The 16,339-nt window shown below is 41.6% G+C and carries 14 protein-coding genes and 1 pseudogene; 6 read left to right on the top strand and 9 right to left on the bottom strand.

The genetic code is table 11. The features are described 5' to 3' along the window. Nucleotides 1-104: 104 nt before the first annotated feature. On the top strand, nt 105-1,112 hold the full coding sequence (locus tag CKW02_RS19335; RefSeq protein ID WP_003214914.1) for a helix-turn-helix transcriptional regulator: 1,008 nt from the start codon (nt 105-107) through the stop codon (nt 1,110-1,112). A 36-nt stretch (nt 1,113-1,148) separates the two neighbouring features. On the opposite strand, the gene yidA is transcribed toward CKW02_RS19335, so the two are convergent. Then, nucleotides 1,149-1,961 (bottom strand): sugar-phosphatase, encoded by an 813-nt coding sequence (yidA, locus tag CKW02_RS19340; protein ID WP_003215147.1) that lies wholly within the window; start codon nt 1,959-1,961, stop codon nt 1,149-1,151. Nucleotides 1,962-2,269: 308 nt separating this feature from the next. Here yidA and CKW02_RS19345 point away from each other — a divergent pair, with 308 nt between their 5' ends. After that, the gene (locus tag CKW02_RS19345) at nt 2,270-2,629 is read left to right on the top strand and encodes a MerR family transcriptional regulator (RefSeq protein WP_003215283.1); all 360 of its coding nucleotides are present in this window, start codon (nt 2,270-2,272) and stop codon (nt 2,627-2,629) included. 144 nt (nt 2,630-2,773) lie between these two features. Next, on the top strand, nt 2,774-3,757 hold the full coding sequence (locus CKW02_RS19350; protein ID WP_003214773.1) for a Gfo/Idh/MocA family protein: 984 nt from the start codon (nt 2,774-2,776) through the stop codon (nt 3,755-3,757). 40 nt (nt 3,758-3,797) lie between these two features. Here CKW02_RS19350 and CKW02_RS19355 read toward each other — a convergent pair whose 3' ends face one another. Further along, on the bottom strand, nt 3,798-5,312 hold the full coding sequence (locus CKW02_RS19355; RefSeq protein ID WP_003214957.1) for a methyl-accepting chemotaxis protein: 1,515 nt from the start codon (nt 5,310-5,312) through the stop codon (nt 3,798-3,800). Between the two features lie 319 nt (nt 5,313-5,631). Between CKW02_RS19355 and CKW02_RS19360 the strand changes: the two genes are divergently transcribed. Beyond that, nucleotides 5,632-6,969: an amino acid permease gene (locus CKW02_RS19360; RefSeq protein ID WP_003215349.1), complete on the top strand. Its 1,338-nt coding sequence runs from the start codon at nt 5,632-5,634 to the stop codon at nt 6,967-6,969. 32 nt (nt 6,970-7,001) lie between these two features. Here the strand turns inward: CKW02_RS19360 and CKW02_RS19365 are convergent, their stop codons facing one another. The 7 genes and pseudogenes from CKW02_RS19365 to CKW02_RS19395 all read right to left on the bottom strand — a co-directional run bounded on the left by CKW02_RS19365 (nt 7,002) and on the right by CKW02_RS19395 (nt 14,257). Further along, entirely contained in the window at nt 7,002-8,108 is a 1,107-nt protein-coding gene (locus tag CKW02_RS19365) for a DNA alkylation repair protein (RefSeq protein WP_003215374.1), read from the bottom strand. Between the two features lie 80 nt (nt 8,109-8,188). After that, nucleotides 8,189-9,517, bottom strand: coding sequence for a GntP family permease (locus CKW02_RS19370; RefSeq protein WP_003214692.1), 1,329 nt, complete (start codon nt 9,515-9,517; stop codon nt 8,189-8,191). 24 nt (nt 9,518-9,541) lie between these two features. Beyond that, entirely contained in the window at nt 9,542-11,086 is a 1,545-nt protein-coding gene (gene gntK / locus CKW02_RS19375) for a gluconokinase (protein WP_034620290.1), read from the bottom strand. A gap of 185 nt (nt 11,087-11,271) precedes the next feature. Then, the gene (locus CKW02_RS19380) at nt 11,272-12,129 is read right to left on the bottom strand and encodes a MurR/RpiR family transcriptional regulator (RefSeq protein ID WP_003215096.1); all 858 of its coding nucleotides are present in this window, start codon (nt 12,127-12,129) and stop codon (nt 11,272-11,274) included. 92 nt (nt 12,130-12,221) lie between these two features. After that, nucleotides 12,222-13,121 carry a nucleoside hydrolase gene (locus CKW02_RS19385; protein WP_003215034.1) on the bottom strand — a complete coding sequence of 300 codons (900 nt, stop codon included), beginning with the start codon at nt 13,119-13,121 and terminating at the stop codon, nt 12,222-12,224. A gap of 94 nt (nt 13,122-13,215) precedes the next feature. After that, nucleotides 13,216-13,696: pseudogene (locus CKW02_RS19390) on the bottom strand (DUF1433 domain-containing protein). A 60-nt stretch (nt 13,697-13,756) separates the two neighbouring features. After that, nucleotides 13,757-14,257: a DUF1433 domain-containing protein gene (locus tag CKW02_RS19395; protein WP_034620291.1), complete on the bottom strand. Its 501-nt coding sequence runs from the start codon at nt 14,255-14,257 to the stop codon at nt 13,757-13,759. 108 nt (nt 14,258-14,365) lie between these two features. Here CKW02_RS19395 and CKW02_RS19400 point away from each other — a divergent pair, with 108 nt between their 5' ends. Both CKW02_RS19400 and CKW02_RS19405 read left to right on the top strand, forming a co-directional pair. Continuing rightward, nucleotides 14,366-15,850, top strand: coding sequence for a lipase family protein (locus tag CKW02_RS19400; protein WP_003215088.1), 1,485 nt, complete (start codon nt 14,366-14,368; stop codon nt 15,848-15,850). Between the two features lie 12 nt (nt 15,851-15,862). Continuing rightward, nucleotides 15,863-16,273, top strand: a complete 411-nt coding sequence (locus CKW02_RS19405) for a hypothetical protein (protein ID WP_003215061.1) — start codon at nt 15,863-15,865, stop codon at nt 16,271-16,273. The last annotated feature ends 66 nt before the right edge of the window (nt 16,274-16,339 follow it).

Consider the following 16,339-nt stretch of genomic DNA (forward strand, 5'->3'; position numbering starts at 1 on the left):
TTTTACATCGTTTCCTGTACACTAATGGTATGACCTCTTTATTGTAAAAAGAGACACCAGAAAACACGATCCCTAAAAGTGGGGATTTTTGAGGAGGAGATCATGTGACCAATCCAGCCACTCATTTTCAGCAGCTGAGACAACACATTCGGGACGAGCTTGCTACCGTCCTTGATTTTGATGCCGCCTGTATCACGACCATCGATCCAGCCACTCTCCTCTCGACAGGTTCCTTCACAGATGAACCGATTGAAGACATTCATGACCAGCTGTTTCAAAATGAGTTCTTAAAAAAGGACGTACATCAGCATGAGTCTCTAGCCAAAGGCCCCGTTCATGCTGCGAGCCTAGTCCAAAGCGGAGAATATCTCAACAGTGAGCGCTACCAAGACATTTTGTTACCTAAAGGATGGTCTGATGAATTGCGGGCAGCTCTTGTGATTCAAGGAGAATGCTGGGGCATTGCCAGCCTCTATCGTCTAAAGAACAAGGAACCTTTTCAAGAACAAGATATTCGAGCGGTCATCGAACAAACGCCTAGACTCGCAGCCAAGCTGAGAGATGAACTTTTCAGGAAAAGAGATACCGAAGAGGACGCGGCGGCGGAGCAGCAGGGCTTCCTCATTCTCTCGCACGATTACAACCTTCTTTATGGAAATGAGACGGGTCTTCATTGGCTTCAGACGTTTCAAGTCTTTGAACAAATCCATGACAGGGCGGTTATGCCGCGCCCGTTTAGAGCATTAGGGGCAAAACTTTTATACGGTGGCATCGACCAAACAGCGGCAAGCATGACGAGATTGCCTACGGGGCTGTTCCTCTCGCTTCAAGCATTTCGATTAGCGCAGGCAGCCGGTCAGGAAGAGGCTGTCATGATTCACATCAAGAGAGCCCAAACCAATGATATTCTTCCTTATGCGGCAAAAACGTACAAGCTGACAGAAAGAGAGATGAACGTCCTCGACTGCTTATTAAAAGGACAGTCTACAAAGGAAATTGCCAGCACTTTATTTATTTCAACCCATACCGTCCATGATCATGTGAAGGCGATGCTACAAAAGACAAATTTGAGCAGCAGACGGATGCTTGTTTACTTTTTCTCTCACATATAAAAAAGCGGCTACCTCACTGGTAGACCGCTTTTTCGTTTATTTCCCTAAAACTAACTCATGCAGGACATGTGCAACGCCGGCTTCATTATTGGACTTTGTCACAACATCCGCTACTGCTTTGACATCATCAATGGCATTTCCCATGGCAACACCACAGCCCGCAAATTCCAGCATCGATACGTCGTTCCCATTGTCACCAATGGCCATGACCTCTTCACGAGCAATCCCCAGTTCTTTCGCTAGAAGCTTCACGGCATTCCCTTTGCTGACTTCAGGATGCAGGATTTCAAGGAAGAAATCTGTACTTTTCACCATCATGTACTTGTCTTTTACTTCAGATGGAATGGCTTGTATCGTCTTTTCCAACCGTTCTGGCTGATCAATATACATCATTTTCGGAAGTCTCATTGAAGGATCTGCCTCTTCAACAGGTAAATATTTAAGCGGCAGCTTTGTTAAATAAGATTCAAGTACTGTGTACTCACTAATATCACGATTCGGTGTGTACAAATGAGCGGAATCGAAATAATGCATCGGTGTATCGAGCTCACGGCTCAGCTTATATAAAGAAGTTAAATCCTCATAGGATAACGTCAGTTCTGACACCACTTCATTTGTGTGACTGTTTTGGACGAGCGCCCCATTATAGGCAATCACATAATCTCCCTCTTGATTAAGCTGAAGATCATCTAAATAGCGATTCACTCCGCCAATAGGCCGTCCTGTACATAACACAATTTTAACGCCCTCTGCTTTCGCCTGTTGAATGGCTTCAAACACCTCATCCGGCACCATATGTTGATCATTTAATAACGTACCATCCATATCAATTGCAACTAATTTATACATTCACTGGTCCCCTTTTCTCAGCAAAAAACGTGCTGCACTATTTTGAGCCATCATCTATATGATGACAGGTTATATCATTACTATTTACCTATTTTAGCCTATCGTTTTTTCATCACGCTGTCTACTTGTTCTCACTGTAACAAAATTGTCATATGCCTTCTCTATTATATCGTATTCTATTCATCCTGCTTTAAATAGAGTTTCTACCCTTTTCCAACGGGAAAATGAAGACAAATGTTCACCACTGAATATTTTGAAACTAGCAAATCTAATTGTATGATGGATAGCAAAGAAAGGAGGTGCAGGGAATGCTTACGTTTACTAGAGGTAAATTGTCAAAAATGTCTGGTGTGCATATTGAAACCATTCGTTTTTATGAAAATGAGGGTGTGCTCCCCGAACCAAAGAGAGCACATAACGGCTATCGTTTATATGATAAAAAATATGTACTCATGCTATCCTTTATCACAGAAGCAAGAAAGCTAGATTTCTCACTCAAAGAAATTCGTGAAATTATTAAATCGCTATTTGAAAAACAATCAAAGACAGAAGCTGAACAGCTGCTCGAACAAAAAGTTGAGGATATTCAACACTCCATTCAAGAGTTAAAGAAGAGGAAAGCTGCCATTCAATTATTAACAAAACAAACATTAGCGAACATCAGCTAATTGTAAGGGTTGCCAAAGATGTGCCAGTGTTTGCCACTGGCGCCCCTCTACGCCCAGGTCTCAAGTGCGCGTACGATTCAAACATCAGTTATACTAGAGACAGCTTTACTTGATATCAAACGAGTGGAAGGGGTTTTGAATAGAATGAACATTGCAACCATTGGAACAGGTGTGATTGTGGAAAGCTTCTTGCAAGCGATTGAACAGCTTGATGGCGCTTCTTGTCATGCCGTCTATTCAAGAAAGGAAGCAACGGCAAAGAAGCTCGCAGACCAATTTGGTGTAAAAACGACTTATACGGATTTAATGGCTATGCTAGAAGATCCAAACATTGACGCTGTTTATATTGCATCACCGAATCGATTACATAGCGAGCATGCCACGGCCGCATTAAGAAACGGAAAACATGTGATTTGCGAAAAACCTTTCACCTCTAATGTCAAAGAGCTGGAAGCCTTAATCGCACTCGCAAAGGAAAAGCAGCTTCTCCTATTTGAAGCCATTACGACCGTTCATATGCCAAACTATCATTTAATCAAAAAACACCTTCATCAATTAGGTAAAATCAAACTGGTTCAATGCAACTATAGTCAATATTCAAGCAAATACAATCAGCTGCTAGCCGGCGAAACGCCTAATGTCTTTAACCCTGAATTCTCAGGAGGAGCGTTGATGGATATTAATATTTATAATGTCCATTTCATCATGAATCTCTTCGGATCACCGGAGCAGATCCGCTACCAGGCAAACCGTCATCCCAATGGCATCGATACATCTGGTGTTTTGACTTTCACCTACAATGATTTCATTGCGACAAGTGTCGGCAGTAAGGATACAAGCAGCATGAATTTTGCATTGATTCAAGGAGAAAAAGGCTTCATTCATGTGAAAAATGGGGCGAATGGCTGCGAGGAAGTGCTGCTTCATGTGAATGACCAGGTAATCTCACTCAATGCACAAACAAATTCAAACCGCCTGTTTTATGAAGCAGAGGCTTTTCAGCACATCATTGAAACAAATAATCATGAACAGTGCTATACATGGCTCGATGAAAGTCTCTCCGTCATGAAAGTCCTTGATGCTGCAAGAAAAGATGCAGGTATTGTTTTCCCAGCAGATCAATTTTAATGAAAAAAACCGCCTTCTTATGAGAGGGCGGTTTTGACGATTAAATACTCTTTGAATAGGCAACAAGGCGCTGAGACATGTGGTTCACTTCATCAACTGCAGCATTTACTTGCTCTGTTAAAGCAGCCTGTGTTTGCGTAAGAGCTGTCATATTCGAGATATTTTCAAGAATTTCATCAATTTGCGTTTTCATTTCCGTCAAACTAGATTCGATATTCTCCGTTGCATTGGCACTATGAAGCGCCAGCTTACGCACTTCATCTGCAACGACCGAGAATCCTCGTCCCTGCTCACCAGCTCTCGCTGCCTCAATCGCAGCATTTAGACCAAGCAGGTTCGTTTGGTTCGCTACTTCTTTAATCAAGTCAGAAATATTTTTCGTCTCATCTGCACTATTTTTTGCTAAGTGTGCGGCAGACGTTGACTGCTCTTGAGCGACAGCCAGCTCCTGTGCTTGATTTGTCACAGAGCTAATGCCTGATACCATTTCGCTGATTGAACTTGAAAGCTGTTCTACTTGTGAAGCCATTTCATCGGCTGTTTTCTCTTTGTTTTTTTCTAACGTGATGTCACGAATGGTTCCAGCCACACGAAGAGGTACACCTTTTTCATCACGAATGGTTTCACCACCGGCATGATACCAGCGATACTCGCCATTTTTACTCTGCAATCTGTAATCAATATCAAATGGTGTGCGTCCAGAGTGATCATTTAAATGATCTGCAAAGGCTTGGAGAGCTTTTTCTTGATCCTCAGGATGCAGGCGGTCGCTCCAGCTGCTTAATACGTTCGGGAAATCCTTTTCGTCCGTAAAACCAAGCGTTTTTCTGAACTGCGGGGACCACCAGAACTCATTGTATGGATTGACTGGATCGCCGGCCTCTACGACCATGTCCCAAGGAGCCTCCACAAGCGCACGGTTGATCAAGTCATATCTCGTCACGAATGCTTGCAGTTCTTCTTCTTTCAATTTCTGATCATGAATATCAAAAAGAGCTCCCGCCACACGAAGAGGGACACCATTTCGATCACGAATGGTCGTGCCAGTTGCTTTGAACCAGCGATAATCTCCGTTTTTCAACTTCAAGCGATATTCGATATCATATGGTGTACGTCCCGAATGATCCAATAAATGCGAAGAGAATGCATTTAAGGTATATTCTTGTTCATCCGGGTGGATTCGAGATGCCCAACTGTCTAAAACATTTGGAAAATCGTGCTCATTTTGAAAGCCGATCATTTTGCGGAAATCATCCGTCCATGTGAATTCATTTTTTGGATTGACCGGATCTCCAGCGATAACGACCATATCCCATAAACCAACTTGAATGGCTTTTGTCACTAAATTCATCCGCATTTGAATATCTTCATTTACTTCCTGCATCTTTTGCAAAGCTTCATTTATTTGGGCTACTGCTTCAATCGTTTGACTTGAAGAGAATGCAGCAGTATCTATTCTTGCTGAAAGGTCTCCCTTCTCAATTCGTTCTACTAATCGACTGCTCTCATTTAAAAGGGTTCCCGACGATGAATCATTTGCTTTTCTCATAAACATCTTTCATAACTCCTTTCATTTCTTCATGCTTTTTTGAAATATTTTACAGTTATAAACAATTCTTTATTAGGACTTTAGTAACACAGTTGATATATCGACAAAAACTGAAAATTGTTTATGTCAGAATGAAGGCAAATGTTCATTTTTTCACGAAGTTTCAGATTTTGGGGATGGGTCATAGAAAGGACTTATGGAAGAAAACGGCTCATTTGATAGAATCAACCGACTTTTTTGTCTGAAAAATCTCTTTTTTTATATTGACACTGACGTCCCGAAAAAAGAAAATGGAACATAAGCATTTTTAAAAAAGGAGAACGTCATGAGCGCGAATCAGGAACAACAAGAATTAAAAAAGCTTTTATCACCGCGTCACATTCGCATGATTGCATTGGGCGGGGTCATTGGTACAGGAATCTTTAAAGGAAGTGCCGATACAATCGGTTTAGCAGGTCCTGGGGTCATCTTTTCCTATGTATTTGCCGGATTATTATTGCTCATCGTGATGGCAGCCTTAGCTGAAATGGCGATTGTCTATCCAGGAAATAACCTTCGCGACCTGATACAGATTGCGCTTGGTCAACGTTTTTCATTTGTCGTCGGCTGGGTTTACTGTTTCATGTGGCTCACTGTGTGTGTCATCGAGATTATTGCGGCAGGCAGCCTGCTTCAATACTGGTTACCGAACGTGCCGCTATGGGCACTATGTTTACTCTGCTCACTCTTAGTCATTGGAATTAACTTAAATAATGTAAAATACTTTGGTGAAATTGAGTTTTGGTTCGCTGGAATGAAGATTTTCGTTATTATTGTGTTTATTATTCTTGGTGCAGCCCTATTATTTGGGATCATTCCGAACGAACAAAGCACATCTGCACTCACCAACTATCAAAACTTCGTCCCGAACGGATGGGGTGCGATCTTTGCCTCTTTATTAGTTGTTATTTTCTCTTACGGGGGCTCTGAATTGATCGGGCTGACTATTACAGAAACAAAGGATGCCGAAAAGGTCTTGCCTGGTGTTGTTAAAAGTATGATGTGGCGTATTATCTTATTTTACACTTTGCCGATTTTGATCATCTGTGGACTCATTCCTTGGAATCAAATTGATCCAAATAACAGCCCATTTGTTCAAGTCTTTTCAGCAGCCGGTATGCAAGGCGCCTCTCACTTCATTAATTTCGTATTGATTACAGCCGTTCTATCGGCGGCCAATTCTGGCATTTATGGAACGACGAGAATGATGCATTCTCTCTCTAAATCAGATGGCGGTCCGAAAAAACTGGCACAGGTCAATAAAAGAGGCGTACCCATTTTGAGTTTATGGGTGACCGTTCTGTTTCTTCTCATCGGGACATTCTTTGCTTACTTATACCCAGAGCAAATTTTCAGTTATATGCTAGCTATTCCTGGTTTTGCTGTTTCACTCATTTGGATTAGCATTTGCATGGCACATCTGAAACTTCGCCCGAAATATCCACAGGAGCCCTATTTTAAGGTGTGGCTGTTTCCGTATTTGACTTTATTTGCAGGTCTTGTACTAAGTGTGAGTTTTGTGATGTTTCTATTCAGACAAGAAAACTTGCCTAGCTCGATTATCAGCATCGGTTTCTTAGTCGCAGCCATCATCGCTTCATTCTTAATGAAAAAGAAGGCTTAAACGCTAAAACCCGCCAATGAGGCGGGTTTTTTTCATGAGCTGCTGTCTTCTGTCACTTCAAAATCAACTGACGCTTTCGGGATGCCGTTGATGATGATTGTTAATGTATGGGTTCCTTCATAGTGTTTTCTTGTCGTCATATTTTGAAAAGACTGTGACCTGACGAATTCTCTATGTAACGTTGCGTCTGTTTCAAACTCTGTGATTTTAAATACCTTTTGATTGCGGGTCCCCCGAGCTTTGACGTAGTCTATGGCATACTCTACACGCAGCTTTAGCGGCTTATCGGCTTGTAGGGTAAAATGAAATGTCATTTTCTCACCGATCCGAATAGGGTTTTGTATGATCTTCAAATCCGTTACCTGAACGGATGGATCGTCCCCATAGCCAAACAACGCCATAATATCTGGATCTCCTTTTTTGAGTAAAGTACGGGATGCATGTTTGACAATCCAGTTCGTATGTTTGTTGGTTCCATACCAGCTTTGAACCGTCTGCTTCATCAGATCTGGCTGAATTGCAGAAATATCATTTAAATGATTCGCTACACTTTTTTGCACATACCGCGACGGGTCTGCCTTCAAGTTTTCCAAAATGGGCAGCGTGACCGAAGGATTCTTTTTAAGCGAAGGGACAGATAAGCCCCATGGCAGACGCGGTCTGCAGCCTTCACTAGCCAGCCTCCGCAAATGCTCATCTTGATCCTGAGACCATACGAGCATTTGCGCCAGCATTTTGTCTTGATCTTGAATCAGAAATGGCCGAACGGCAAATTCTGAAGTGGAAAAGGGTGTGAAGAATTCGAGCGCCTTGATCGAGAGGTCCCAGTGTGCAAGGCCATACGTCTCGACGTAGTCTGGAAATACGAGCGCACTAAGCCCTGAAAAATGCGGGGCTGCCTGACGCAGTACCTCAATTGCCTGCTCATAATCCTCTGGTAGACAGGCATGCATCGATTCAGTGACTCGTCTCATCCGTCCTTTTAACTCAAGCTGCTGCCAATCCTCTTGAAATACGAGCCGCTGGAATGGCTCAGCATCAAATACAGTTGAAGCCTGCGTAAGTTTCTCCGCTAATTCTTGGATAAATAATTCATTGTACACATGTTTTAATGGTTCGATCGTGTCCGCCTCCCACATTTCAATATCATTATTTTACCCCAATCTGAAAAAAGTGGTATTAAAAACAGCCCAATTCCAAAGAACTAGGCTGTTGTTCGCTATATAAACATATTAATGATCATAATAAATGCAATGGCACTAACGGAAATGATCGTCTCCATAGCCGTCCATGTCAAAAACGTCTCTTTAATGGTCATACCAAAATACTCCTTGATCAGCCAAAAACCAGAGTCATTGACGTGAGATAAAATTAATGAACCTGCTCCTGTTGCTAACACAAGCAGCTCCCTGCTCACATCAGGCATAGTTGCAGCAATTGGTGCTACAATACCTGCTGCCGTCATCATGGATACCGTCGCAGATCCTGTTGCCACACGAATCACTGCAGCAATCAGCCAGCTAAGCAAAATCGGTGAAATCGGCGAGTGTTTGGCTAAATCTGCAATATAATCACCGACACCTGAATCAATGAGCACATTATTGAAAGCTCCTCCTGCTCCAATGACAAGCAAGATGGAAGCGATCGGACCTAAGCACTCATTACTAAAGGAAAGCACCCGGTCACGGCTCATTCCTTGCATAAAGCCAAGACTGAAAAATGAATAAACTGTTGCAATCAGCAGTGCTGTTATTGGATCTCCGATGTACTTGAATACCTGGAACCACATATTGTCCTCTGGTAAGATAATGTCCGCCAATGTGGCAAGAAGCATCAGAATCACCGGCACCAATATGGTAAACATCGTATTCGCAAAGCCGGGGAGCCTTCGATCTTCATTTCGTTCAGTGAATTGCTTTCTCAGCATCTCCGGAACGGGTTTATGTATCCGTTTTCCAATCCACTTACCGTACAGCGGGCCAGCAATAATCGCTGTCGGCAATCCCACAATAATAGAGAAGAAAATAGTTTTCCCCACGTTGGCATGATAGATGCCAACGGCTGCCATTGCCGCTGGATGAGGCGGGACTAGCCCATGCACGACAGACAAGCCAGCGATTAACGAGATCCCAATGGTCACAAGCGAGATGCCTGTTTCAATGGCAATTGTAAAAAGTAAAGGAATGAGAAGAACGAAACCGACCTGGAAAAAGACAGGTATCCCCACGATAAAAGCAACAAACATCATTGCCCAATGCACATTCTTCGTCCCAAACCGGCCGATTAAAGTTTGAGCTATTCGCTCTGCTCCCCCTGATTCAGCCATCATTTTCCCAAGCATGGTACCAAGCGCTAGAACAATGGCCAGCAATGATAACGTATTGCCTAATCCCGTTTTAATCGATTGAATGATTTCCTGCAAATCCATCCCCGTCGCAAAGCCCACTAGCATCGAAGTAATAATTAAGCTCACAAATGGATTCAACTTAACGACTGTAATGAGAATGAGTAAAAGGACAATCGCCGCAATCACGATGAATAAAAGCATGTTCTCCCACCTTTTCCCTGATGTTTAACGATTTTGTTTTAATTGCAGCGCACTAATGACATCAAATTCATCCTTCAGTTTGTCGTAGAGGCGCTCATATAAATAAAACAGCTCTATGTAAGTTTCATTGTTCTTCATATTAGGTTCATGACGAGCAGAGATTCGAATCCACTCTTGAACCTCTTCTATCTCTTCCATATGACCTAAACTATAAAGTGCAAGGACAGCCGCCCCCAGTGCTGACGCCTCGTAGCTTTCTGGAACAAGCACTTCTCTACCCATCGTATCCGCTAAAATTTGCCGCCACAGCGGAGATCGTGCAAATCCGCCCGAAGCTCTGACATCCTTTGCTGAACCGGTTAAATCTCTTAAGGCAACACCGATCGAGAAAACACTCATAATGACGCCTTCTAACACAGCTCTAATAAAATGCTCCCGCTTATGCTGAAGACCGATTCCAAAGAAGGTGCCTCTCGCATTTGGATTCCAATAAGGTGCCCGCTCACCTGATAAAAATGGCAGAAACAGCAGACCCTCAGAACCAGCTGGAACCTTTTCCGCGATATCCATCATCAGATCGTAAGGGTCCACACCTAGACGCTTTGCTACCTCCACCTCTGATGACCCGAATTCATCCTTCAGCCATCTCAGCATGATCCCGCCATTATTGGTCGGTCCTCCTACAACCCAATGCTTATCTGTCAGGGCATAGCAGAACGTTCTTGATTGCTCATCTGTAATTGGTTTGTCTACAACCGTACGGACAGCACCGCTTGTCCCAATCGTAACAGCCACCTCTCCTTGACCAATCGCGCCCACACCTAAATTCGCTAGAACACCATCATTGGCACCAATGACAAATGGTGTATCTTCTTTAATGCCCATGCGCAGTGCAATCTCTGGCTGAAGTCCTTTCAGTTGATATGTCGTTGGGACAAGTTCAGATAGTTGACAGGCTTCAATTCCAGCAATACGAAGCGCCTTCTCATCCCATCGAAGCGTTTCCAATTGGAACAGTCCCGTTGCTGAAGCGATTGAATAATCGACGACATACTGACCGAAAAAATGATAAAGAATATATTCTTTGATCGAAATAAATTTTGCTGCCTTCTTGAAGACATCAGGTGCCATTTCTTTCATCCAACGTATTTTTGAAAGCGGTGACATTGGATGGATCGGTGTACCTGTCCTTTTATAAATGTGGAAGCCATCCATATTTGATTTGATTCGTTTCGCTTGTTCTGCACTTCTGTTATCTGCCCAAATGATACTGTTCGTTAGCGTCTTTCCATCCTGATCCATCACAATTAAGGAATGCATCGCTGTACTTATCCCGATGCCTATAAGATTTTCTTCATCAAATGCTGCTTTCGTCAATGCACCTCTTACACTCGCAATGACGGCTTCTAATATCTTTTCAGGATCCTGCTCAACCCATGCTGGCTGGGGCTGAATGAGCTCATAAGGAACTGAATGCTTCGCTAATACCTTCCCCTGAGGTCCAAACAGAACCGCCTTTGTACTTGTTGTTCCAATATCCAAACCAATTACCGCCTGGTTCCCCTTCATCTGTATCACGCCCAATCATTGATTTGAAGTCACATATGTAGTTTTTGAATTGCCTGTTAAATCCCATTATAAAAATAATTTTTTCGACATTCAACGACCGAAAAGAAAATTATTTTCACTAAAAAGCTCACAAACGTTACCACATCAGCATTTTTCATTATCAGAAAAATTTATTTTTGGAATCATCACACCCTTTTTTGTGAAATGGTTTCTCGCATTTGCTTTAAATTTGTTATTGTTTCCTGCTGCCTTAAGTGAGCAAGTGCAAAATATAGAACGTCAATGACCGTCAGCTGAGCAAGTCTTGCGGACATCGCTTCTGTTCGAAAAGCTGTTTCTTGTGTCGCAGTATACAACGTGACATCTGCAAGCTGACTCAATGGTGAGCGCTGATAGCTTGTAATACCGATGGTTTTTGCCCCTTTTCCCTTTGCTGTTTTCATCGCATCGAGCAAATCTTTATTTCGTCCAGAATGAGATATACCGATCACTGTACTGTGCTGATCAAGAAGACCAGCAGACATCGCTTGAAAGTGAGAATCTGTGTGAACAATACAGTTGATGCCTGTCCTCATAAATTTATGAAAAGCGTCAGTCGCAATGAGGCCAGACCCACCACTTCCATAAAACTCTAAGCGTTTTGCTTCATGAATGATTTGTATGGCCTTTTCTACATCCTCTGGATTCAACAATTGAAAGCTATCCTTTAAAGCGGATATATTCGTCTGAAAAACCTTTTGCATAAAAATAGCCATATCATCATCAAGACTCATTTCTTCATCTACATAATTAGGCTTTGTTTGGTCTATTTCCTGGGCAATAGTAATCTTCAAATCTTGAAATCCCTCAAATCCAAGCCTTTTACAAAGACGAAAAATCGTTGCCTCTGAGCTTGCAGTTTTTTTCGCAAGCTCGACAATAGACAAATGGATGATGTCGCGGGGCTCACTCGTAATATGCTCTGCAATTGCTTTGAGCTTTGGCGGCAATCCTCTGCTTGCTGCTCGTATTTTTTCAATACTACTTAAACTAACAGAAGCCAATTGACTTCACTCCTCCCTTATTCATGTGAACGCATACATTTCCTCATGTTCCCATCTTATAAAAAAGAAGCCTGTTTGCACAGACTTCTTTTTTAAGCATTCATTGTGTTGATCAATAAATCAAAGAAAGCGTCAGCATTTACATCCATACACACTTGAACGTTGCGCTCTTTCTCCCATTGATGCTGAAAATCACAGATCATCTGTCCATCACAAAACTCACTCTTCGTCTCGACGTCCACATGAAAAGCCTGTGTGCTCACGAGCTGCTTGTCAATGGCAAGACTTACAGCAAGCGGATCATGCATGGCACACGCCCACACACCATTTCGTTCAAAATAGCGCTGGCAGTAAATGCTTGTACTCTCTCTAATATAATGGGCCAACGTTTCATTCTGAATCGCATCAATTCTTTCATCCGTAAGCAAGACCTGTCTCGTGACATCTAATCCTACTTGAGTCAATGAAGGGAACCCTGCATCCAGCACTAACTTCGCCGCTTCTGGGTCTGCATATGTATTAAATTCCGCTACCGGCGTGACATTCCCCTGTCCCTCAACGACACCACCCATAAAAATGACTTCATTCACGTGAAGAATCAGCTCAGGACACTTTTTCACTGCAAGGGCTAAATTCGTTAAAGGCCCTGTCAACACAAGCGTAACCTGCTTCGAATACTGTATCACTTGGTCGATCTTAGGCTGAGCATCCTTTAAAGCACCGCCAATCCCATCCTCGCCGTGCACCCGATGTTCATAATGGGGCGCTCTTAAAAGAGGAGTTGCTGAACCTTTGATGACAGGAATATTATCTGCCTCAACCAGCTCAAGCACTTTACACGTATTCAATGTAGCCGCATCGACAGACACATTCCCACACACCGTTGTAATCCCCAACATATCAAACCGATTACTTTTCACTGCAAGCAATATCCCGATGGCATCATCGATTCCAGTGTCTACGTCCAAGATCAATTTCTTTTTATTTGCCATGATTGAAATCTCTCCCTTATTTGAAAGTGTTGTTAGAGGAATGATAGCATATTCCTTTTTCAACGATTTAGGGAATATTAGCAGGTTGATCTTATTACTCTTTTTCTCCAGTCTTTCAGATATTGTTCGCGTTCTTTTTCGGTGAAGCTTTTAAGATAATCCTCTTTAACTTTAGGTTCATCTTTATATTCATCCCAGTCTATAAAGCGATCTGATAAGTCAGGAGAATGACTCATCGAACCTATTTCATTAGATTTGTATATTAATGATGCAGAAAAATGGTATTTATCAGGCTCATTATTTATATATCCATCAACTGTGACATAACCCATAGGGCTTATAGATACATTTTTTTTAAATGTGATGGTTTTGATAAAATTGTGAATATCTTCTTCATGTAAACGTTCTTCAATTTTTGGTTTCATCTTTTCTGCGAACTCTTCAGCTTTTTCTTGATCGCTCATCTCTTCCACTACATCATCTGACAGACTCTGTTGAATGCACTCTATAATGAACACAGTTACCGAGACGATGACGACCACAATTATAATAGAAAGTTTCAATGTATTTCTCATAAAGACAAAACTCCTTAATGAACTTTAACCCAAATAAAAACAGGTAAGCTAGTACCTGTTTTACTCTATTTCTCCAATGTCCTTTAGATATTGCTCTCGTTCTTTTTCAGAGAGTCTATTAAGGTAGTTTTCTTTTATCTCAGGCTCATCTTTATATTTATTCCAGTCTTTAAAACGATATGACAACTCTGGGGAAAAGCTCATAGAACCAATTTCGTTAGATTTATGCATTAAGGATGCTGAGAAATAAAATTTTTCAGCATCATCATTTATATAACCATCAACTGTTACATATCCCATTGGACTAATGGATACCTTTTTTTTGAATGTTATTTTTTCTATAAAATGATGGATATCTTTTTTATGTAATCTTTCTTCGATTTTTGGTTTCATCTTCTCTGCAAACTCTTCTGCTTTTTCTTGATCATTTTTCTCTTTCACAACAGTTTCCCCTCCTGAATCATTCGATTTTTCTTTCTTATCTTGTTGGATAATAAGAGAAACTATTAGAATAATAACGATAGTAAATAATATAATCACAACTTTGATTGTGTTTTTCATTAGATAAATCCACCTTTGTTAATCTAGAGGATTTTAATCCTCTTTTTATAGATATCTATCATACAATATCATATAATATATAAGATAAATATTACAGGAGTGACAATTTTGTCTAAAAAAGTAGCCCAAAACGAACTTTCTGCTAAAGACTATAATCTTATTTCCAATGCGGCTTATAAAATAGATTACTATAGAATTTCTAGTGAAATAGACATTAGTAAAAATAAGACCATGTATGTCATTGATTATAAAGAAACAACTAAAGGTCTTAATGCACTAACTATCGTTTCCGAAGAAGATTTTGATCGCTCCGATGGCGGAAGAGACCTCACCAAAATCAAAAACGCAGTCATCGCCTACCGTGGCTCTGAACCGATTGGCGCAGGCCAATATAAAGATACCATTAAAAAACATGGAAAAAAAGAGTCAGATGATCTTCTTTCTACCATTTTGACAAAGCTGCCTCCTTTTAGTCGGTCGAAGGCTTCACAGGAAGTGACGACTAAGATGACAACAGGCACAACCACCTATACAAATGAAATTGTTCAAGATTGGATGGTTTCGGATACAAAGTATCTGATTAAAAATATTCCCTTTGAAAATGGCGCAGAGAATCAAATGGTTCAAGCGAATCGGTATGCGAAAGAAATACATAAGAAAATGCCAAATGCCAAGATGTATGTGACAGGGCATTCACTTGGCGGATCGAATGCGTCCTATGTTCTTGTTAAAAATGATTTTATTAAAGGCGGGGTCACCTTTGAGAATCCGAATATTTACCCCAATCTATCGGACGGCCTCCAAGCCAAAGCATTAAAAGGTGATTACCGTAGTAGATTAACAGAATATATCAATCTCAATGACGGGCTTTCTCTTTTAAATCGACATACGACAGAAATCGGTCGTGTGAAAGTGATGTATGATGCCGCTTTACCTGAAGGCGTCGATTACTCCGAGGATCCCTCCAAAGCCGTCCAATTTATGAAAAATCTCCTCAATCGGGCAATGAGTGTGAATCCTTCACTGGATGCGAATTTATTTCTTGAAGCCCTTGCTGGCAGCCATGGCTTAGATCGGTATGCCTTTTCATCAGATGGCTCCGTTGAAACCATTGATGATATGTTGAGAAAAAACCCTTCTCTCACTGCCGCCATGTTACATCAATTGAGTCAGTCGAATGTTCACCCGCAAAGTGTGGTGGCGATTTTAATCAAGTCGCATGTTCTCATGAACACAGGTCGTAAATTCTCGACATATGCCGAGCACCATATGCAGCAAATTATTCGCAAAATCGAGAAACTCGATGACAAAGTGGATCAATCGGTAGAACGAGTTCGTTCGAGATACAAACAAATTGTCGGTTTTGGTTCGTATGACCAGCTGACGGCATCAGATGTGGATGCTGTAATTCGCCACTTAAAAACGGAGGGACTTGAGAATGAGTTCTATTCCGTCAAAGAGTATGATACAGCGATTGATAGCGCGATGAATATAAAAAGGTGGCTGGACTCAATATCAGATGATATGAGCCAGCTAGGAAAAGAATACCATGATGCAGATACAGCCCTGGCAAAGAATATGGGCATTTCTTAAGGAGAACGAGGAATGGAATTTTCAAAGAAACAACCAACAGATGCAGACCGTTTTTTGCAACGAATGACAGATACGCATACATCAAGCTCCGTCTTTTCTCAAACAAACTTTCACACTGAAGACATGACACCAGCAGAGCTGGCTGCTTTGAAAGCAAAGATCAAAGAAGAACAGAAAACAGCGCTAATCAGAGCCATCCGGCATCAGCTTCAACATGAATTTGCAGAAGACCGCCAAGAAGCGGGAAAAATTTTAGATCTAATTGATGAACTTCAGAACAAAGTGTATAAACATCAAAAGCGCATCCATACGCATATGTCTGGACAAGCCATTGACGCCTTAACAGAGAAAATCGAGCAAAGACTCAAGTTTTACGAACTGAAAGAAGATGTTCAATCCGCCATCGACTCGATTGGCATTTAGATGAACCTTCCGTCTTATGAATCTTTTCCCCATCTCACTCGTATATACTAAAAGAGTGATTGATTT

The organism is Bacillus pumilus, from assembly GCF_900186955.1.
Lineage (GTDB): Bacteria > Bacillota > Bacilli > Bacillales > Bacillaceae > Bacillus > Bacillus pumilus.

Excerpts from the sequence above, each read along its gene's own strand:
- yidA (WP_003215147.1), bottom strand. The coding sequence starts at position 1,961 with ATGTATAAATTAGTTGCAATTGATATGGATGGTACGTTATTAAATGAT.
- CKW02_RS19405 (WP_003215061.1), top strand. The coding sequence starts at position 15,863 with ATGGAATTTTCAAAGAAACAACCAACAGATGCAGACCGTTTTTTGCAA.
- CKW02_RS19395 (WP_034620291.1), bottom strand. The coding sequence starts at position 14,257 with ATGAAAAACACAATCAAAGTTGTGATTATATTATTTACTATCGTTATT.
- CKW02_RS19355 (WP_003214957.1), bottom strand. The coding sequence starts at position 5,312 with ATGTTTATGAGAAAAGCAAATGATTCATCGTCGGGAACCCTTTTAAAT.
- CKW02_RS19345 (WP_003215283.1), top strand. The coding sequence starts at position 2,270 with ATGCTTACGTTTACTAGAGGTAAATTGTCAAAAATGTCTGGTGTGCAT.
- CKW02_RS19370 (WP_003214692.1), bottom strand. The coding sequence starts at position 9,517 with ATGCTTTTATTCATCGTGATTGCGGCGATTGTCCTTTTACTCATTCTC.
- gntK (WP_034620290.1), bottom strand. The coding sequence starts at position 11,086 with ATGAAGGGGAACCAGGCGGTAATTGGTTTGGATATTGGAACAACAAGT.
- CKW02_RS19360 (WP_003215349.1), top strand. The coding sequence starts at position 5,632 with ATGAGCGCGAATCAGGAACAACAAGAATTAAAAAAGCTTTTATCACCG.
- CKW02_RS19365 (WP_003215374.1), bottom strand. The coding sequence starts at position 8,108 with ATGTGGGAGGCGGACACGATCGAACCATTAAAACATGTGTACAATGAA.
- CKW02_RS19350 (WP_003214773.1), top strand. The coding sequence starts at position 2,774 with ATGAACATTGCAACCATTGGAACAGGTGTGATTGTGGAAAGCTTCTTG.
- CKW02_RS19385 (WP_003215034.1), bottom strand. The coding sequence starts at position 13,121 with ATGGCAAATAAAAAGAAATTGATCTTGGACGTAGACACTGGAATCGAT.